Annotated in this window: 16 protein-coding genes; 7 read left to right on the forward strand and 9 right to left on the reverse strand. The window is 31.3% G+C overall.

Annotated elements, in window-relative coordinates; translation table 11 throughout:
* Window positions 1-3 precede the first annotated feature (3 nt).
* The 9 genes from rpsS to rpsL all read right to left on the reverse strand — a co-directional run bounded on the left by rpsS (window position 4) and on the right by rpsL (window position 6,141).
* The gene (gene rpsS / locus DAD81_RS10110; protein ID WP_111708144.1) at window positions 4-282 is read right to left on the reverse strand and encodes a 30S ribosomal protein S19; all 279 of its coding nucleotides are present in this window, start codon (window positions 280-282) and stop codon (window positions 4-6) included.
* Between the two features lie 7 nt (window positions 283-289).
* Window positions 290-1,114 (reverse strand): 50S ribosomal protein L2, encoded by an 825-nt coding sequence (gene rplB / locus DAD81_RS10115; protein WP_111708145.1) that lies wholly within the window; start codon window positions 1,112-1,114, stop codon window positions 290-292.
* Between the two features lie 11 nt (window positions 1,115-1,125).
* On the reverse strand, window positions 1,126-1,416 hold the full coding sequence (gene rplW / locus DAD81_RS10120) for a 50S ribosomal protein L23 (RefSeq protein ID WP_111708146.1): 291 nt from the start codon (window positions 1,414-1,416) through the stop codon (window positions 1,126-1,128).
* 9 nt (window positions 1,417-1,425) lie between these two features.
* Window positions 1,426-2,055 carry a 50S ribosomal protein L4 gene (gene rplD, locus DAD81_RS10125; RefSeq protein WP_111708147.1) on the reverse strand — a complete coding sequence of 210 codons (630 nt, stop codon included), beginning with the start codon at window positions 2,053-2,055 and terminating at the stop codon, window positions 1,426-1,428.
* Entirely contained in the window at window positions 2,055-2,672 is a 618-nt protein-coding gene (gene rplC / locus DAD81_RS10130; RefSeq protein ID WP_111708148.1) for a 50S ribosomal protein L3, read from the reverse strand. Before rplC ends, rplD begins: the two co-directional genes overlap by 1 nt.
* Window positions 2,673-2,813: 141 nt before the next feature.
* Window positions 2,814-3,119: a 30S ribosomal protein S10 gene (gene rpsJ, locus DAD81_RS10135; RefSeq protein ID WP_070237956.1), complete on the reverse strand. Its 306-nt coding sequence runs from the start codon at window positions 3,117-3,119 to the stop codon at window positions 2,814-2,816.
* A 17-nt stretch (window positions 3,120-3,136) separates the two neighbouring features.
* Window positions 3,137-5,254, reverse strand: coding sequence for an elongation factor G (gene fusA / locus DAD81_RS10140; RefSeq protein ID WP_111708149.1), 2,118 nt, complete (start codon window positions 5,252-5,254; stop codon window positions 3,137-3,139).
* A gap of 12 nt (window positions 5,255-5,266) precedes the next feature.
* On the reverse strand, window positions 5,267-5,743 hold the full coding sequence (rpsG, locus tag DAD81_RS10145; RefSeq protein WP_111708150.1) for a 30S ribosomal protein S7: 477 nt from the start codon (window positions 5,741-5,743) through the stop codon (window positions 5,267-5,269).
* 23 nt (window positions 5,744-5,766) lie between these two features.
* A complete protein-coding gene (gene rpsL, locus DAD81_RS10150; RefSeq protein WP_068206887.1) occupies window positions 5,767-6,141 on the reverse strand; it encodes a 30S ribosomal protein S12 in 375 nt (124 codons plus the stop codon).
* A 253-nt stretch (window positions 6,142-6,394) separates the two neighbouring features.
* On the opposite strand from rpsL, the gene DAD81_RS10155 reads away from it, so the two are divergent.
* From DAD81_RS10155 to DAD81_RS10185, 7 genes are all read left to right on the forward strand, one after another.
* On the forward strand, window positions 6,395-7,978 hold the full coding sequence (locus tag DAD81_RS10155) for a ShlB/FhaC/HecB family hemolysin secretion/activation protein (RefSeq protein WP_157961113.1): 1,584 nt from the start codon (window positions 6,395-6,397) through the stop codon (window positions 7,976-7,978).
* 232 nt (window positions 7,979-8,210) lie between these two features.
* On the forward strand, window positions 8,211-11,453 hold the full coding sequence (locus tag DAD81_RS10160; protein WP_111708323.1) for a SusC/RagA family TonB-linked outer membrane protein: 3,243 nt from the start codon (window positions 8,211-8,213) through the stop codon (window positions 11,451-11,453).
* Between the two features lie 11 nt (window positions 11,454-11,464).
* The gene (locus tag DAD81_RS10165; protein WP_111708152.1) at window positions 11,465-12,910 is read left to right on the forward strand and encodes a SusD/RagB family nutrient-binding outer membrane lipoprotein; all 1,446 of its coding nucleotides are present in this window, start codon (window positions 11,465-11,467) and stop codon (window positions 12,908-12,910) included.
* Between the two features lie 427 nt (window positions 12,911-13,337).
* Window positions 13,338-16,499: a SusC/RagA family TonB-linked outer membrane protein gene (locus tag DAD81_RS10170; RefSeq protein ID WP_111708153.1), complete on the forward strand. Its 3,162-nt coding sequence runs from the start codon at window positions 13,338-13,340 to the stop codon at window positions 16,497-16,499.
* 10 nt (window positions 16,500-16,509) lie between these two features.
* The gene (locus DAD81_RS10175; protein WP_111708154.1) at window positions 16,510-18,030 is read left to right on the forward strand and encodes a SusD/RagB family nutrient-binding outer membrane lipoprotein; all 1,521 of its coding nucleotides are present in this window, start codon (window positions 16,510-16,512) and stop codon (window positions 18,028-18,030) included.
* 19 nt (window positions 18,031-18,049) lie between these two features.
* Window positions 18,050-18,721, forward strand: a complete 672-nt coding sequence (locus DAD81_RS10180; RefSeq protein WP_111708155.1) for an immunoglobulin-like domain-containing protein — start codon at window positions 18,050-18,052, stop codon at window positions 18,719-18,721.
* Between the two features lie 10 nt (window positions 18,722-18,731).
* Window positions 18,732-19,406, forward strand: coding sequence for a lipid-binding protein (locus DAD81_RS10185; protein WP_111708156.1), 675 nt, complete (start codon window positions 18,732-18,734; stop codon window positions 19,404-19,406).
* The last annotated feature ends 179 nt before the right edge of the window (window positions 19,407-19,585 follow it).

The following is a 19,585-nucleotide window of genomic DNA, read 5'->3' on the forward strand; positions in this document are numbered from 1 at the left end:
CTACTATTTTTTACCTTTATTTTTTGCACCAGCGTGTCCTCTATAAGAACGTGTTGGTGAAAATTCTCCTAATTTATGCCCTACCATGTTTTCTGTAACATATACAGGTACAAACTGACGACCGTTATGAACAGCTATAGTTTGTCCAACACTATCTGGAGTAATCATCGAGGCTCTTGACCAAGTTTTGATTACTGATTTTTTTCCAGACTCTAGGTTTGCTTCTATCTTCTTCTCAAGTTTATGAAAAACGTAAGGTCCTTTTTTTAATGAACGTGCCATATATCAATTATTTTTTTCTACGTTCTATAATATACTTATTACTCGCCTTGGTCTTAGATCTAGTTTTGAATCCTTTTGCAGGAATACCATTTTTAGATCTTGGATGACCTCCAGAAGATTTACCTTCTCCACCACCCATTGGGTGATCCACAGGATTCATCACTACCGGTCTTACTCTTGGTCTTCTACCTAACCAACGAGATCTACCCGCTTTACCAGATACCAATAATTGGTGATCTGAGTTAGATACAACTCCAATAGTTGCTTTACACGTAACAAGAATTAATCTTGTTTCACCTGAAGGCAATTTCACAGTTGCATATTTACCATCTCTTGCCATTAACTGAGCAAAAGAACCAGCACTACGAGCTAAAACAGCTCCTTGACCTGGATGTAATTCTATACAAGAAATTGTTGTTCCTAATGGAATTTCGTTTAGCAACATTGTATTTCCAACATCAGGAGTAGCTCCTTCACCAGAAATAATTGTTTGCCCTACTTGTAAACCATTTTGAGCTATGATGTATCTTTTATCACCATCTTTGTAAGAAACTAATGCGATAAACGCAGTACGATTTGGATCATACTCTATAGTTTTTACAGTTGCAGGAACACCGTTTTTATCTCTTTTAAAATCGATAATACGATATTTTTGTTTATGACCACCACCTAAATGGCGCATTGTCATTTTCCCACGATTGTTTCGACCTCCAGATCTTTTTTTCGGAGCTAGTAAACTTTTCTCCGGCTTATCAGTAGTTATGGTGTCGAACCCATTCACTACTCTAAAACGCTGACCTGGTGTTATTGCTTTTAACTTTCTAACTGACATTGTTATCTTTCTTAGATATTGCTATAAAAATCAATACTTTCTCCTTCAGCTAATTGAACTATTGCTTTTTTGTAAGCTCCTTTCATTGCTTGTACAATTCCACTTTTAGTGTACTTTGTATTACGTTGAACAGGATAATTCATAGTTCTTACACTTTCAATTTCAACACCATAAGCAGAAGCTACAGCATTTTTAATTTCAAGTTTATTAGCGTTTTTATTCACAACAAAAGCATAACGATTATATAACTCGCTATCATTAGTTGCTTTTTCCGTTATAATAGGTTTAATTAAAATACTCATATCTACTACCTATTTGCTTAAATTAGATTCAATTCCTTCTAAAGATCCTTCAGAAAGAATTACTTTGTTTGCATTTAGCAATTCATATGTACTTAATCCAGTGTTAGTTACTGTTTTTAAGCGTTTTAAATTGCGCGATGACAAATATACATTTTTATTTGGTTCAGCAAACACAAATAACGATTTTTTGTTTTCAATACCTAATGCATCTAAAACAGCTGTAAAGTTTTTTGTTTTTGGAGATTCAAAATTAAAGTCTTCAACAACTAAAATATTGTTCTCTTTTGCTTGAATACTAAGAGCAGATCTACGAGCTAATCTTTTTAAATTTTTATTCAATTTAAAAGAATGATCTTGAGGTCTTGGTCCAAATACTCTACCACCACCTCTAAATACCGGAGATTTAATACTACCCGCACGAGCGGTACCAGTACCTTTTTGCTTTTTAATTTTTCTAGTACTACCAGAAATTTCAGCTCTCTCTTTAGCTTTACTAGTTCCTTGTCTTTTGTTTGCCAAAAATTGCTTTACATCTAAATATACAGCGTGATCGTTTGGCTCAATTCCATATACAGCATCAGAAAGTTCAACTTTTCTACCTGTATCTTTTCCTTGTATGTCTAAAACTGATACTTCCATTATTTCTGAATGATTACATAAGCGTTTTTATGACCAGGAACTGCTCCCTTAACCACAAGTAAGTTCTTTTCAGCAACTACTTTTAAAACTCTTAAATTTTGAACTGTTACTTTCTTTCCTCCCATTCTTCCTGCCATACGCATTCCTTTGAATACTCTAGCTGGATAAGATGCCGCTCCAATTGATCCTGGCGCTCTTAAACGGTTATGTTGACCGTGAGTAGCTTGACCTACACCGGCAAATCCGTGACGTTTTACAACACCTTGAAATCCTTTACCTTTTGAAGTTGCTGATACATCAACAAACTCACCTTCGGTAAATAATTCAACTGTTACTTCATCACCTAATTTGTGTTCCTCATCAAAATCTTGAAATTCGATAACTTTTTTCTTGGCAGTTGATCCAGCTTTTTTAAAGTGACCATCTAAAGCTTTATTCGAGCTTTTTGCCTTCTTGTCATCGAAACCTAATTGAAGAGCGCTATACCCATCAATTTCTTCAGTTCTGACTTGGGTAACTACGCATGGACCTGCTTCGATTACTGTACAAGGAATATTCTTCCCGTTTTCGTCGAATAAGCTGGTCATTCCGATTTTTCTTCCTATTAACCCAGACATTCTAATTTGTATTAATTATTAATTTATTTTTATTATCTAAAAAACAGGGTTGAAAATAATTCAACCCTGAATTTATTTTCTTCCGTTTTTCCCTCGACTACCGCTTAGGACATGTAACCAAATAAAATTGGCTTTGTGAAATTAAACTTTAATTTCTACTTCTACTCCACTAGGTAATTCAAGTTTCATTAAAGCATCAATAGTCTTCGATGAAGAACTATAAATGTCTAACAATCTTTTATAAGAACTTAATTGGAATTGTTCTCTTGATTTTTTATTTACGTGCGGAGAACGTAATACTGTAAAAATCTTTTTATGAGTTGGTAATGGAATTGGACCATTAACAACAGCTCCAGTATTCTTAACCGTTTTAACGATTTTTTCAGCAGATTTATCTACTAAATTGTAATCGTACGATTTTAATTTTATTCTAATTTTTTGACTCATCGTTTATAATTTAGAGATTAACCTTTTGATTTTGCTATTACTTCTTCAGCAATGTTATTTGGACATTGTTCAAAATGTGAAAATTCCATTGATGATGATGCTCTACCTGATGATAATGTTCTTAATGTAGTTACATATCCAAACATTTCTGATAAAGGCACATTTGCTTTTACAACTTTTGCACCAGCTCTATCATCCATTGAGTTAACTTGACCTCTTCTTCTATTTAAATCTCCTACAATATCTCCCATGTTTTCTTCAGGAGTTACTACATCAATTTTCATTATAGGCTCAAGAATTACGGCTTTTGCAGCTTTAGCAGCATTTTTAAAACCTAATTTCGCAGCCAATTCGAATGATAATTGATCTGAATCCACTGCGTGGAAAGATCCATCATATAAAGTAACTTTTAAACTATCAACTTCGTAACCAGCTAATGGTCCGTTTTTCATAGCTTCTTTGAAACCTTTTTCAATTGAAGGTATAAATTCCTTAGGAACATTACCACCTTTAATATTATTAATAAAAGTTAATCCTGTTTCACCTTCATCAGCAGGCTCCATAATAAATTTGATATCAGCAAATTTACCACGTCCACCAGATTGCTTTTTATAAGATTCACGGTGATCTGCAGATGCTGTAATAGCTTCTTTGTATTCAACTTGTGGCTGACCTTCGTTTACTTCAACTTTAAACTCACGTCTTAAACGATCTACAATAATCTCTAAGTGTAATTCACCCATTCCAGAAATAATTGTTTGACCTGAATTTTCATCAGTTTTTGCAGTAAAAGTAGGATCTTCTTCAGCTAATTTACTTAAAGCCATTCCTAATTTATCAACATCAGCTTTTGTTTTAGGCTCAACAGCTATACCAATAACTGGATCTGGAAAATCCATCGATTCTAAAACGATAGGATGTTTCTCATCACACATAGTATCTCCAGTTTTAATATCTTTAAAACCAACACCAGCTCCAATATCTCCAGCTTCAATATAATCTATTGCATTTTGTTTGTTAGAGTGCATTTGGTATATACGTGAAATACGTTCTTTTTTACCTGAACGAGAATTCAAAATATATGAACCTGCATCTAAACGACCAGAATAAGCTCTGAAAAATGCTAAACGACCAACATAAGGGTCAGTTGCAATTTTAAACGCTAAAGCTGCAAAAGGTTCTTTAACATCTGGCTTACGAATTTCTTGTTCTTCTGTTTTTGGATTTATACCTAAAACACCCTCTTTATCAGTTGGTGAAGGTAAATATCTACATACAGCATCTAATAAGAATTGAACTCCTTTATTTTTAAAAGCAGAACCACAAACCATAGGAATGATAGACATATCCATTACAGCAGCACGCAATGCAGCGTGAATTTCATCTTCTGTAATAGAATTTTCATCTTCCATATATTTCTCTAAAAGAGCATCATCATATGCAGCAACTTCTTCAATAAGTTTACCACGTAATATATGAGCTTCCTCCTTTAAGTCTTCTGGGATATCAACAATATCAAAAGTAGATCCTTGTGTTTCATCATGCCATACAACTGCACGATTTTTCACTAAATCAACTACACCTTTAAATTCATCTTCATCACCAATATTCAAAACAATAGGCACTGCATTAGAACCTAACATTTCTTTTACTTGTTTACAAACTGCTAAAAAGTTAGATCCTTGACGGTCCATTTTATTAACGAAACCAATTCTTGGAACTTTATAATTATCAGCTAGTCTCCAGTTAGTTTCAGACTGAGGCTCAACACCATCAACTGCACTAAATAAGAATACTAAACCATCAAGCACACGTAATGAACGGTTTACTTCAACCGTAAAATCAACGTGACCTGGAGTATCTATTATATTAAAGTGATATCCTTTAGCATTTGCCGCTGGTTTACCATTTTCTGTTGGAAACTGCCATTCACATGTTGTAGCTGCAGAAGTAATTGTAATACCTCTTTCTTGCTCTTGCTCCATCCAGTCCATAGTTGCTGCACCATCATGTACTTCACCTATTTTATGAGAAACTCCTGTATAATATAAGATACGCTCTGTACATGTTGTTTTACCAGCATCAATATGAGCAGCAATTCCTATATTCCTTGTATATTTTAAATCTCTTGCCATTTTTAACTATAATTAAAATCTAAGATGAGAGAATGCTTTATTAGCATCAGCCATTTTATGAACATCCATTCTTTTCTTAACAGCAGCACCTTCTTCTTTCGCAGCAGCTAACACTTCAGCAGCTAAACGCTGAGCCATAGATTTTTCATTACGTTTTCTTGAATATGAAATCAGCCATTTTATAGCCATTGACACTTTACGGTCTGGTCTAATTTGCATTGGGATTTGAAATGTTGCACCACCTACTCGACGGCTACGCACTTCAACTTGTGGCATTACATTACTTAATGCATCTTTCCAAAGCTCTAATCCTGATTTTTCTTCATCTTGTTTCTTTTGTTCTACGATATCTAAAGCATCGTAAAAAACTTTAAAAGCTACAGATTTTTTACCATCCCACATCAAGTTATTCACAAAACGTGTTACTAACTGATCATTAAATTTAGGATCCGGTAAAAGAACTCTTTTTTTCGCCTTTCTTTTTCTCATGTCTTTACATTAAAGTTTTTAAATTACTTTTTAGGTGCTTTTGTACCGTACTTAGAGCGACGTTGTGTTCTTCCATCAACACCTGCTGTATCTAATGCTCCACGAACAATATGATATCTAACTCCTGGTAAATCTTTAACCCTTCCACCTCTAACTAATACTATCGAGTGCTCTTGTAAATTATGTCCTTCTCCAGGTATATAAGCATTTACTTCATTACCATTTGTTAACCTTACCCTTGCAACTTTACGCATTGCTGAGTTTGGTTTCTTTGGTGTTGTAGTGTAAACACGTGTACAAACCCCTCTTCTTTGAGGACATGAATTTAAAGCAGCCGATTTACTCTTCTTAGTTATTTTGGTTCTTCCTTTTCGTACTAATTGCGAAATTGTTGGCATACTAAAATCTTGTTATTAATTATTTTTTAATTCTTAGCTCTTTTCTAAGAGTGTGCAAATGTACAAATAATTTATTGTTAATCAAACATGTAGATATTTTATTTTAAAAAATACTATTTACACAATATTTATACAGTATATTCACAATGTAATTTCAACTAAATTGAAGCAATATTTAAAAATATCCTCTCTACTTATTTACCTATTTTTAACATCTAATATTGGAATTGGCCAAAATATTGAACTAAAAATAATGGCAAAAGACAGCCTAGAAATGAATGTTTTAAATTCAATATTTTACAATAAGCAACATAATAATAAAAATGAGATTTACAATGAAATAGAATCCATCTCTAAAAATTTAACCCAAAAAGGATACATTAATAATGAATACAATATTAAACGTAAAAAGGATTTATATACCTGTACATTCATATTAAATAAAAGAATAAAAAAAATTAGAATTAATATTGCTCAAAATTCTTTAGATAAAAATCTTCTTGAAGAACTTTCAGAAAATTTTTCGAATAACTTTTTTGAAACTACAACAGAAAAACTAGAATCCAATCTTACCCAAATAAAAGATTTTTACACAAAGCAAGGAAACACCTTTATTAAAGTTTCATTAAACAATATTAAATTAAGAAATAACATTCTTACAGCTAAGCTTAAAATAGATAATACTTACAAAAGAAAAATTGATAAAATTATTATTAAAGGCTATGATGAGTTTCCTTTAAAAATTATTAAAAACAAATTACATTTTAATAAGAGAACAATTTTCAACAAAACTGAATTAGATCATATAACTGAAAAGCTGAATAGTATCCCATATTTATTCCAATCAAAAAAACCTGAAGTATTATTTAAAAAAGATTCTACAATATTATATGTATATCTCAAAAAAAAAACTGAGAATCAATTTGACGGGTTGATTGGTTTTTCAAATAAAGAAGATTCTAAAAATATTAATTTAACTGGATATATAAATTTAAACCTTTCAAACACATTTAACAGAGGAGAAAATATTTCTTTAAATTGGAGAAGTAGTGATGGTAAAAAAAGATCTTTGGTTTTAATTTATAAAGCTCCATATATTTTTAAATCTAAATTAGGTTTTGAAGGTGAATTTAACCTTCAAAGAAACGACTCCACCTACACCAATCGAAATACAACTATAAATTTCAATTACAATTACCTAAAAAATCAATCTATTGGAGGGATTGTTAATTTTGAATCTTCAAACACAACACTTAATAATGATGAATTTAATCTAAAAAACTATTCTAAAAATTTATTTGGAATTTCATATAGTTTTGAACATTCAAAAACCACCAATAATTTTTTATTTATAAAGTTGAATTATTTAACAGGAACTAGATCTTCAAATTCAGACCAAGTAAAACAAGACAAATTTCAGTTTCACACTTCATATAAAACCAAATTAGGTGCAAAAAGTAAAATTTCAATTAAAAATAATATTGAAATATTAACTTCTAAAAAATTATTTCAAAATGAATTATTTCAAATTGGAGGATTTAATTCTATTAGAGGTTTTGACGAACAAAGTATTTTAACTTCAAATTACAATATTACTAATATTGAATATCAACTTTTCGTGAACAGTTCAAACTATCTTTTCACAGTTTCTGATTTTGGATTTATTAACAACAACAGCAACGAACCTTTAAAGAACCTAACTAGTATTGGTTTAGGATATAATTTTAGACAAAAAAATACAAATTTCAATATTAGCTATGTTCTTGGAAAAACTAATTTAGATTCGTTTCAATTTTCAAATGCTAAATTTCACATTAAGATGTCTTACTTTTTTTAAAAGAATATTTAAGAATTATACATTCATTTATGTGCGTTTTAACCCTAAATTCTTCGCTTAAGCTAAAACTTAGAAAACTTAAAAACAAATCTTTCTTCTTGTTAAAATTTTGTATTCTATTTTAACATATCACCATTGATATTTAACATTCATTGTGATTTTAACATATAAATATTAGGAATATTAACAAATTATTATGATTTTTAACGAAATTAATTCAAATAATTATATAATGAAAACAAAGTTTAATGGTATGTTAACGCTACTACTGGCGTTAATAGTGCAGATTTCATTTGCACAAGAAAAAACTGTTACTGGTAATGTTTCCGATGCAAGCGGACCACTGCCAGGTGTAACAGTAATTACAAAAGGCACAAAAACTGGTACTCAAACAGATTTTGATGGAAACTACTCAATTAAAGCTTCTAGCGGAGCTATTATTCAGTTTAGTTTTGTTGGAATGAATTCAGTTGAAAAAACTGTAGGCTCTTCTAATGTTATTAATGTAATAATGTCTGAAAGTGCAGAGGCCCTTGATGAAATTGTTATTACTGCCCTTGGTATTTCAAGAGACAAAAAATCATTAGGTTATTCAACCCAAAAAGTTGGTGGGGAAGAAATAACTAAAGTAAAAAGTTCAAATTTTGTAAATTCCTTATCAGGTAAAGCTTCGGGTATACAAATTAAGAAAAATAATAACATGGGTGGATCAACCAATGTTGTTATTAGAGGTAATGCTTCATTAACTGGGAGCAATCAAGCTTTATTTGTTATTGATGGAGTTCCTGTTAGTAACAATAATAGTAATGATCCTGATCAAGCTCAAGCTGTTGGTGGTTATTATGATTATGGTAATGCAGCTTCTGATATTAACCCTGAAGATATTGAATCTATAAATATTTTAAAAGGTGCTGCTGCATCTGCACTATACGGCTCTAGAGCTGCAAATGGTGTAATAATGATTACTACTAAAAAAGGTGGGAAATCTAAAGGATTTGGAATTACCATAAATTCTGGAGTAACAATTGGTACTGAAGACAAAAGCACTTTTACTAAATACCAAGAACAATATGGTGCTGGGTATGGACAATATTACGATGGACCAAACAGCCAATGGTACTCTGAAGATGTAACTGGTGATGGAAATCCTGATCAAGTTGCACTTTATACTGAAGATGGTTCTTTTGGAGCTCCATTTGATCCAAGCTTATTGGTTTATCAATGGGATTCTTTTGATCCAGACTCACCAAATTACAGAACAGCTACACCATGGATAGCTGCTAAAAATAATCCAAATTCTTTTTTTGAAAATCCAGTTACATTAACTAACTCAGTTTCTCTTCAAAGAGGATCTGAAGATGGTTCATTTAGATTAAATTATACAAATTTTGATCAATCAGGATTGTTACCAAATAGTTCTATCAAGAAGAATAACTTTTCTATGACTGGTACCGCTAAACTTAATGATAAGTTAACAGCTACCGGATATGCTAATTACATTAAAACAAACGGTAAAGGACGTAGTTCTACTGGTTACAATGATAATATTCTTGGGATGTTTAAACAATGGTGGCAAACTAACGTTGACCTTCAAGATCAAAAAGATATCTATTTTTCAACAGGAAGAAATGTTACTTGGAACCCTTCAACATCTGAAGCTGGTTCGGCTCCTATTTTCTGGGATAACCCATACTGGAGTAGATATGAAAATTACCAAACAGACGTTAGAAACAGGTTTATTGGAAATATTTCTTTAAACTATGAAATTAATGATTGGTTAAACGTTACTGGTAGAGTTGCTGCTGATACATATTCTGAATTACAAGAAGAACGAAGAGCAAACGGAAGTGTTCCTAGTGACTTTGGTGTAAGTAGAGGAACTGTAGACTCAGGTTATGGAAGAAAAAACATAAACTTTACTGAAACTAATTATGACTTAATGATTAATTTTAATAAAGACTTAACTGATAAAATAAATTTAAAAGGAATTTTAGGGTCTAATACAAGAAGAACTAATTTTGAATCTATCTACGCTTCTACAGCAGGTGGATTAAGTGTCCCTAAATTATATTCATTACAAAATAGTGTAGGTCCACTTCCATTACCAGAAGAAGTTGCTTCTAAAATTGGAGTTGATGGTTTATATGCCAGTGTATCATTTGGATACGATAACACATTTTTTATAGACGGTACTATTAGAAGAGACCACTCTTCTACATTACCAGAAGATCATAGTACTTTTTACTACCCATCTATTGCAACTAGTTTTGTATTTACAAAATTTATAGATCAAGATTGGTTAACTTTTGGTAAGTTAAGAATGAACTATGCTCAAGTAGGTAATAGTGCTCCATTCGACTTTTTATATGACACATATAATGTGAACATTCCACCGGGTGCACCAAGTACTTCAGTTGATAATGTTAAGAAAAATGTTGATTTAAAACCAGAAACTACAAATAGTTTTGAAGTTGGTTTAGACATGAAATTCTTAAAAAACAGATTAGGATTTGACTTTGCTTATTATAAAACAAATTCTGTTGATCAAATTTTTGGAGTTCCGGTTTCAAGAGCTTCAGGATATACTTCAAAAGTTTTAAACGCTGGTGAAATTGAAAATAAAGGGGTTGAATTAACCTTATTTGGAACACCAATTAAAAATACAGACTTTAAATGGGATGTACTTGTAAACTGGTCACAAAACAAAAACCAAGTAATTTCTCTTGAAGATGGAATTGACAACCTTCAATTAGGTAGCTTTCAACAAGGTATTACTATTAACGCAAGAGTTGGTGAACCTTATGGTACAATTCAAGGAACTGATTATACATATATAAATGGAGAAAAAGTTGTTGACCCTAGTAATGGTCAATACATTGCTTCTTCTACATCAGATGTAGTAATTGGAGATACAAATCCAGATTGGTTAATGGGGATTTCAAACAGCTTTAGCTATAAAAACTTCTCTTTCAGTTTTTTAATTGATATTCAACAAGGTGGGAGTATATTTTCTTTAGATCAAGCTTATGGGCTTGCAACTGGTTTACCTGCTGAAACAGCTTTCATTAATGATTTAGGAAACCCAAATAGAAATACTTTAGCTGACGGTGGTGGATTTATCAACCCTGGAGTTAATCCTGATGGATCAACTAATACAACAAGAATAGCATCTTCAAATTATGGAGCTCAAGGATACCGTAGAGGATTACCTAATGCTGCTTTTGTATATGACGCTAGTTATGTAAAATTAAGAGAGATCGCAATAACTTATAATTTTGATAAAGCATTAATGGACAAAACATTCTTAACAGGTGCTTCACTTAGTTTAACTGGTTCAAATGTTTGGATAATTAGTAAAAACCTACCTCATGCTGATCCAGAATCAGGTCTTTCAGCTGGTAACTTACAAGGTTACTCAACAGGTTCTTTACCTACAACTAGAGATTTCGGTTTTAATGTTAAACTACAATTTTAAAAAAAACAATGATGAAAAAAATAATAATACTAATAACGGCTATAATTTTAGTCTCTTGTTCTGATAATCTTGAAGATTTAAATAAGAACATTAAAGATCCTGCTGCTGTGCCTGGCGAAAGTTTGTTTACCGGTGCACAAAAGAATTTGGTTGATCAAATGATTGATTTAAATGTAAATAATAATAACGCTAAATTATGGGCGCAATATTTAACTGAAACAACCTATACTGATGAAAGTAATTACGATCAAACAACAAGAAGTATTCCAGACAACAATTGGAGTGTATTATACAAAGATGTATTAAAAGATTTAGATGAATCTGCCACTGTAATTGAAAATACTACTTATACTACAAATGAACTTAACGCTTTAAAACCAAATAAATTGGCAATTATTGAAATTCTAAATGTATTTACATATAGTGTTTTAATTGAAACTTATGGCGATGTGCCTTTTACTGAAGCATTAGATATTGATAATTTATTACCAAAATATGATGATGGTGAAACTACATATAAAGCTTTAGTGGGTAAATTAGCAGCAGCAATTAATGATCTAGATCCTAGTTTAGAAAGTTTTGGAAATGCTGATAGAATTTATGGTGGTGATGTAATGTCATGGAAAAAGTTTGCTGCTTCTTTAAAATTAAGAATGGGAATCTTATTATCTGATATAGATAGTCAATTTGCGAAAACAACTGTTGAGAGCGCTGTTGCTGATGGAGTGTTTACAAGTAATGCTGATAATGCTGGATTTACATATTTATCTTCAGATCCAAACACAAATCCAATTCATGATAATATGGTTTTAAGCGGAAGACATGATTATGTTGCCGGTAAAACAATTATTGATATGATGAACTCTCTTAACGACCCAAGAATATCTTCTTACTTCCTTCCTATTAGTGATGGTACTTATAAAGGCGGTGTTATTGGTGCATCTTCAAGTTTTTCATCACATTCACAAGTAACTCCTAGAGTTGAAGATGCTGTTGAGCCTGGAATTATACTTGATTATGCTGAAGTTGAGTTCTTATTAGCAGAAGCTGCAGCTAGAAATTTTGCTGTTGGAGGAACTGCTAACAGTCATTATGATAATGGAATAAAAGCCTCTTTTGAATTTTGGCAAGCTGGTGATGCAACTGCATACTTAACTCAGGCAAATGTAGATTATACAACTGCTATAGCTGCAAGCACTTCAGCTACACCTTGGAAAGAAGTTATTGGAAATCAAAAATGGATTGCTTTATTTAATAGAGGTCTTGAAGCTTGGACGTCAATTAGATTATTAGATTACCCTATTATGGCAACTCCTACTGAACCAGTAAGTGGATATCCTATGAGGTATTTATACCCAGTTATTGAACAAACATTAAATAACACTAATTATACTTCTGCTGCATCAACTATTGGTGGTGACAAAGCTGAAACAAAATTATTTTGGGATATATATTAATATCAATTAATAAAAGCTTAATTTAATCTTTTAGCTTTTATTTAAACAACAACAATCCTACTAAATCTTAAAATATTTAGTAGGATTTTGTTTTTTATACCCTACAAAAGAATTATGTATGATATCCAAAATCCAGCATTTAAAATAAAAATCATTATTTTATTCTTTCCATTACAGGCCTTCTATTTTAATACCAAATAAATTTCAATTAAAAATATAGTAAGTTTAATTAAATTTGTTTAATTTTATATTTTAGAATACTTCACAAAACATTTAGAATACATTTAACTCACCTCATTCTAGATTCTATCATATATTAACACATAGTAACTGTTTTTTAACATAATTTAATATTTTAACACATAAAAGTTTGGTTTATTAACAAATTATTAAGATTTTTGACCTAATTAATTCAAATAATTATATAATGAAAACAAAGTTTAATGGTTTATTAACGCTATTACTAGCGTTAATGGTGCAAATATCTTTTGCGCAAGAAAAAACTGTTACTGGTGTAGTTTCCGATTCAAGCGGGCCCCTACCTGGTGTAACAGTAATTGTTAAAGGTACAAATATGGGTACTCAGACTGATTTTGATGGTAAATATTCTGTAAAAGCAGCTACAGGAGCTGTATTACAATTTAGCTACATTGGAATGACCCAAACAGAAAGAACAGTTGGTTCTTCAAATGTTATTAACGTAACTATGAAAGAAAGTGCTGAAGCACTAGATGAAATAGTTATTACTGCAATGGGAGTTTCTAAACAAAAGAAAGCTATTGGTTATGCAATGACTTCAGTAGCCGGAGCAGACATTAATGAATCTCAAGCTGTAAACCCAATGACTGCTTTACAAGGTAAAGTATCAGGTTTAGATGTTTCAACAGCACCAGGTCCTGGAGCTACACAAAACGTAATAATTCGTGGAGCTTCTTCTTTTGGTAACAACCAACCTCTTTATATTGTTGATGGTGTTCCATTAACAAATACTCAAAGTAGATCGGGTAGTGATTTAAATAATCAAGTAGATTTCGGTTCTGGTATTAACTCTATTAATCCAAACGATATTAAAAACTTAACAGTTTTAAAAGGAGCTGCTGCAACTGCACTTTATGGTTCTCGTGCTGCCAATGGTATTATCATGATTACTACTAAAAAAGGTGAAAGCGGTAAATTAAGAGTTAGTTTTGATAGTTCTTATGGTATTTCTCGTGTTGGACACCTTCCTGAAAGTCAAACTCAATTCGGACAAGGATGGAGTGGAGATAGAGCTTTAGATGAAAACGGAAACTGGGGTGCTGCTTATGATGGTGTTGATAGAGTTTGGGGACGTGTAGTAAATAACAGTCAACAAATTAAGCCTTATGTATATTTAAAAAATACAATTAGAGATTTCTATGATTATGGTGAAAACTATAAAAATTCATTATCTCTTTCAGGAGGAAATGAAACTACAGATTACTATTTTTCATTATCACACAATAGTGTTGATGGAGTAATTCCAGGCGATAAAGATACTTATGAAAGATTTACAATTGCTACAAGAGGATCTCATACTTATAAAAAATTAAAAATAAGTACTTCTGTTAATTTTAGTAATGAACAAACAAGTTCAGTACCTTCAGGACAAGGTTCATCAACTTATCAATCTCTTTATGAAATTGCTAATGATTTATCTATTGTAGATATGGAAGATCAAACGAATCCATTCAATACTCCTGATAATTATTTTACACCTTATGGAGTAAATCCTTATTTTGTACTTAATAATGATAGTGCCGTTCAGAATAAAAACAAATTCTTTGGTAAATTTCAACTTGATTATAAAATACTTGATAATTTATCTTTAACGTATCGTTTTGGTGCAGATGTTGAAAACTCTACAGCAGATACTCACCAAGGTATTATCGCTTTTAGTCCTGATTCACCAAATTCTGGGTCTGATTCAGAAACTCCAGGTAATTATTCTCAACTAAGAAGAGAAAGAACACAAGTAAATCATGATTTAAATTTCACTTACAATAAAAGCTTAACTGAAGGTTTAGATTTAAACACTGTATTAGGATTTAATGCTAATGATAGAAAATCTAATTATCTTGAAGGAGCTATTACTTCAATAGATGTTCCTGGTTATTATAACTTAATTAATAGTTTAACACCTGCTCAAGCAACACAATACGAACAACACAGAAGATTAGTAGGTGCTTACCTTAGTGTAGATTTAAGTTTAAATAATTATTTATTTATGAACTTAACAGGAAGAAATGACTGGTCTTCTACTTTGCCAACTGAAAATAATTCTTTCTTTTATGGAGGTTCAACTTTAAGTTTTTTATTAACTGATTACTTAAGATCTAAAGATGTAGATACTGGTATTTTTAATTTCACAAAATTAAGAGTAGCTTATGGTAGCACAGGTAATGATGCAGATCCTTATAGAGTTTTTGATAGATATGTTGCTGGTTACTCTGCTAACCCAGGTTTTCCTGATGTTGATGACTTAACATTTCCTTTAGGTGGTGTAAACTCATATACTGCATCAAATGTATTAGGTAATTCAGCGCTTAAACCTGAAATAACTAAAGAATTTGAGATTGGTATTGAAAATAATATGCTTGATAATCGTGTTGGTTTTGAAGTTTCTTATTATAATAGATTTACTGAAGGATTAATCGCTTCTTTGCCAGTTGATCCATCAAGTGGTTATACTTCTGTTACTTCTAATCTTGGTGATGTAAGAAATAAAGGTATTGAGTTAAGTGTTAATTTTAAACCAATAAGAACTGATAATTTTACTTGGAACGTAAACTGGAACTATTCTGCAAACGACAACAAAGTTGAAAAATTAGATGTTGAAGAAGTATTTTTATCTGGTTTTGGAGATGGTGGTATGTATGCAGTTGAAGGAATGGCGCTAGGTCAATTTAAATTTGCTACAGCTCAAAAAACTACTATAAATGGTGAAGAATACACTGTAGTTGATGGTTCTGGTAACCCACAAGCTACTACTGATCAAGTACTTTTAAATAAAGATATCAACGAAAAATACAGAATGGGATTAACAAATACTTTCACTTGGAAAGGTTTATCTCTTACTGGAACTTTAGATTATAGATATGGTGGTTATATTTATTCAGGTACTAAAGATTATATGCACTGGACAGGAAGTTCTCCTGAAAGTGTATTAAATGATCGTAATGCATTCCTTATACCTAATTCAGTGATTGATAATGGGGATGGTACATTTACTGAAAACACAACTCCTGTTGATCCAACAGCATTGCATACTTTTTATAGCAATGGAGGTTTTGAAGGAGATTCATTTAACGTTATTGACAGATCTTATCTTAAATTAAGAAATGTAACTTTAGGTTATAATGTTGAAAAAAACTTTTGTGATAAATTAAATGTAGAGTCAATAAAAGTTTCTTTTACAGCTAGTAATTTTTTACTTTGGACACCTAAAGAAAATCCTTACATAGATCCTGAAACTACTACTTTTGGTAATGATTTAGATGCTAAATTTGGGGAATTCAGAGCTAATCCAACAAATGAAGTTTTCACACTTGGATTAAATATTAATCTATAAAACTTAAATAATGAAAAAACATATAATAAAATTAACATTTATAGCTCTAGCAATTTTCGCAAGTAGTTGCGACAGTTATTTAGATGTAAATAAAGATCCTAATGTATTAGGAGACACAGATGCACCAGAAATTCTTTTACCAAGTGCACAAGTGCAAATAGGAAATAACTTAATGGGCTGGGACTTAGGTTTTGGAGGAGCTTATTGGAGTGAATACTGGACACAGTCTTATACAGCATCACAATTTAAAACTTTGTGCGAGTATCAAGAAACAGATTTTAACGCTGCCTACCAAGGTTTAACAGCAGGAACTCTTAATGATTTAAAACGTATTAAAACATTATCAACAGACGCAGATAATCAAGGATACTATTATATTGCTGAAGCATTATCAATTTACACTTGGCAAATTATGACAGATTTATGGGGTGATATTCCTTACTCTGAAGCTTTAAAAGGTGATGAGGATTTAAAATCTCCTGTATTTGATAGTGGATCTGATATATATGCTGATCTTTTAACTAGAATAGATGCTTTATTAGCTATAGATGCTACTGATTTAACTATTGCTAATTCATTCGATTTTATTTATCAAGGAGATATGGAGCAATGGACTAAATTTGCAACTTCTCTTAAGTTAAAATTAATGATTCGTTTATCAGAAACTAGTGGTTATAACAATGCAGAATTAGTAACATTCATATCTAATAATTCTTTTTTAACTAGTTCAGCTAAAATTGATGGAAGCTATTGGTCAGATGATACTGAAGGTAAAAAACACCCTATGAGAGAATTTTCAACTGGTGGTGCTAATTACTTAGCTACTAATGTTATTGGATGTAAAACTTTTATAGATTATTTAAACACTAATAATGACCCTCGTATAGACGCTTTATTTACAGCTCCTTCTGGAGGTCATTTAGGAGCTTTCTTTGGTGATTTTGATTCTAAAAAAGATTCAGATTTAAATGGTACAAAAGATGAAGATGAAGATTATAGTGAAGCTATTTTTACTGCAGATATGGACTTAATGATTATGTCTGATTGGGAAGTAGCTTTTTATATAGCAGAAGTTTATGCAAGAGCTAATGATGTAGCAAATGCTAAAATGTACTATGATATGGGAGTTCAAGCTTCTTTAGCTCAAAATTCTATAACTAATAATGATATTATTACAACTGGTTATGCTCAATGGGTAAATGGTACTGTTGAAGAGAATATCAAAGAAATTTCAATGCAAAAATGGGTTGCCAATGCAAACTATCAACATATTGAATCTTTCTTAGAACGTAATAGAACTAAATATCCTGCTGTTAGTGAAATTGATGTTAAAGCTGATCGTAATTTTGCTTACTTAAATTTCCCAGTTGGAGACTTTACAGTTTCAGTAAATGGTAGAGCAAAAACAAATGGAAACTTACCTGCTTCACCTGTTTATCCTTCTGCTGTTCTTAATAGAAATGAAAATGCTCCATCTCAAAAAGTGGATTTATTAGAAAAAGTTTGGTGGAATCAAAAAATTGGTAAATAATATTAAAAAAAATTAAATTATGAACAAATTAATTTATAAAATAATTCCTGTTTTACTTGTTCTCTTCATGTCTTGTGAACAAGATAACGAAACAGAAGGAGTTTCAAGAGTTACCTTCTATAATGATATAGAATTTATTGGTGATGAAAACATGATCGTTGACCAAGGAGGATCTTTTGTTGATCCTGGAGCTATTGCATTTGAAGGTGAAACTGATGTTACCGATCAAATAACAGTTTCTGGAACAGTTGACACGAACACAATAGGTTATTACCAAGTAGAATACAACATAGTAAATGTAGATGGCTTTGGTAAATCAATTGTTAGAAACGTATTTGTTGCTCCTGCAGATCGTTCTACTTCTGATATTTATGCTGGAACATATACAGGTGTTGTAAGTACTGGAACACATACTGATGTTACAACAATTACACATCTTGGAGATGGTTTATATTATTGTACAGACTTTATTGGAGGACGTTACAATATAGGTTTTGGATATGGTCCCGTATACAAACTTAGTGGCTATTTTTATGTAAATGGTGATGGTCAAAGTTTCGGAGCTCTAATAGTTAATTCCGTTTGGGGTCCTTGGGATGTTTTTGATCCAACATTAACAGGAACTACATTCCATCACCTTATTTCCAGTGGTGGTGGTACTAAAAGAGATGTAACTTTAATTAAACAATAAAACAGAAAACATGAAAAAAAATATAATATATATCTCATTAATATTATTTTCTTTTACAATAAATTCTTGTAATGAAGATGTAGAAGTATGGGACAGTAATACACTAAACTATTCAGGAACTTATTTCTGGGAATTATTAAGTGAAGATGGGGCTGATACCTTTCTATCTTACGACTATGATGGTCAAAAAATATTGATCTATAACACTTCTGATAATGTTGAAAATGAAATTTGGATGGAAGATACTGAACATATTTTCCCTTTAAAAAGCAAATTTTCTTTACAAGGTAATTCAGAATCATTTAGCTCTACTAGTACAAATTTTGATGAGCTAACTAATAACCTTTTAGCTGTAGAATTACCTAGTAGTACTCCTTCTGCTTCAAATGAGGAATTAGTTGAAGATAGAGACTATATTAGAAATTTTATTGTTGAGGGTAAAATCTTATCAGATGCAGGAACTACAGCTAGTGGAAACCCTGTTGATAGTCTTTACATTAAAATAAAGTTATTAAGTGGTACAGTTAAATTTACAAGTTACAGCGTACCTGTTAATTTAAGAGCAGATCCTGAAGTAGAAGAATTTGCTTGGGAATATGTTGGTGTAACTTATGATAGTACTCGTGATGAAAGTTATGTAATTTCTGGTTATAGAAAAACTGGTTTTTCTGAAGATGATCACTAAGATTAAATAAAATAGTATTTTAAAACCACCTCAATTGAGGTGGTTTTTTTTTGACTAGTTTTAAACAACTAATAAAAATTAAGACTTAGGATATTATCTATTTGTACATTCCTTTTCTGTTATATGGTTCATACATCACCCTAAATTTATCTCAGGGTCTCACCTTACTTTTCTGATAT

The sequence above is a fragment of the Lutibacter citreus genome, from assembly GCF_003260195.1.
GTDB lineage: Bacteria > Bacteroidota > Bacteroidia > Flavobacteriales > Flavobacteriaceae > Lutibacter > Lutibacter citreus.

Bases quoted from the DNA above. Each gene is read 5' to 3' on its own strand.
- rpsS (WP_111708144.1), bottom strand. From the start codon at position 282: ATGGCACGTTCATTAAAAAAAGGACCTTACGTTTTTCATAAACTTGAG.
- rplB (WP_111708145.1), bottom strand. From the start codon at position 1,114: ATGTCAGTTAGAAAGTTAAAAGCAATAACACCAGGTCAGCGTTTTAGA.
- rplW (WP_111708146.1), bottom strand. From the start codon at position 1,416: ATGAGTATTTTAATTAAACCTATTATAACGGAAAAAGCAACTAATGAT.
- rplD (WP_111708147.1), bottom strand. From the start codon at position 2,055: ATGGAAGTATCAGTTTTAGACATACAAGGAAAAGATACAGGTAGAAAA.
- rplC (WP_111708148.1), bottom strand. From the start codon at position 2,672: ATGTCTGGGTTAATAGGAAGAAAAATCGGAATGACCAGCTTATTCGAC.
- rpsJ (WP_070237956.1), bottom strand. From the start codon at position 3,119: ATGAGTCAAAAAATTAGAATAAAATTAAAATCGTACGATTACAATTTA.
- fusA (WP_111708149.1), bottom strand. From the start codon at position 5,254: ATGGCAAGAGATTTAAAATATACAAGGAATATAGGAATTGCTGCTCAT.
- rpsG (WP_111708150.1), bottom strand. From the start codon at position 5,743: ATGAGAAAAAGAAAGGCGAAAAAAAGAGTTCTTTTACCGGATCCTAAA.
- rpsL (WP_068206887.1), bottom strand. From the start codon at position 6,141: ATGCCAACAATTTCGCAATTAGTACGAAAAGGAAGAACCAAAATAACT.
- DAD81_RS10155 (WP_157961113.1), top strand. From the start codon at position 6,395: ATGGCAAAAGACAGCCTAGAAATGAATGTTTTAAATTCAATATTTTAC.
- DAD81_RS10160 (WP_111708323.1), top strand. From the start codon at position 8,211: ATGAAAACAAAGTTTAATGGTATGTTAACGCTACTACTGGCGTTAATA.
- DAD81_RS10165 (WP_111708152.1), top strand. From the start codon at position 11,465: ATGAAAAAAATAATAATACTAATAACGGCTATAATTTTAGTCTCTTGT.
- DAD81_RS10170 (WP_111708153.1), top strand. From the start codon at position 13,338: ATGAAAACAAAGTTTAATGGTTTATTAACGCTATTACTAGCGTTAATG.
- DAD81_RS10175 (WP_111708154.1), top strand. From the start codon at position 16,510: ATGAAAAAACATATAATAAAATTAACATTTATAGCTCTAGCAATTTTC.
- DAD81_RS10180 (WP_111708155.1), top strand. From the start codon at position 18,050: ATGAACAAATTAATTTATAAAATAATTCCTGTTTTACTTGTTCTCTTC.
- DAD81_RS10185 (WP_111708156.1), top strand. From the start codon at position 18,732: ATGAAAAAAAATATAATATATATCTCATTAATATTATTTTCTTTTACA.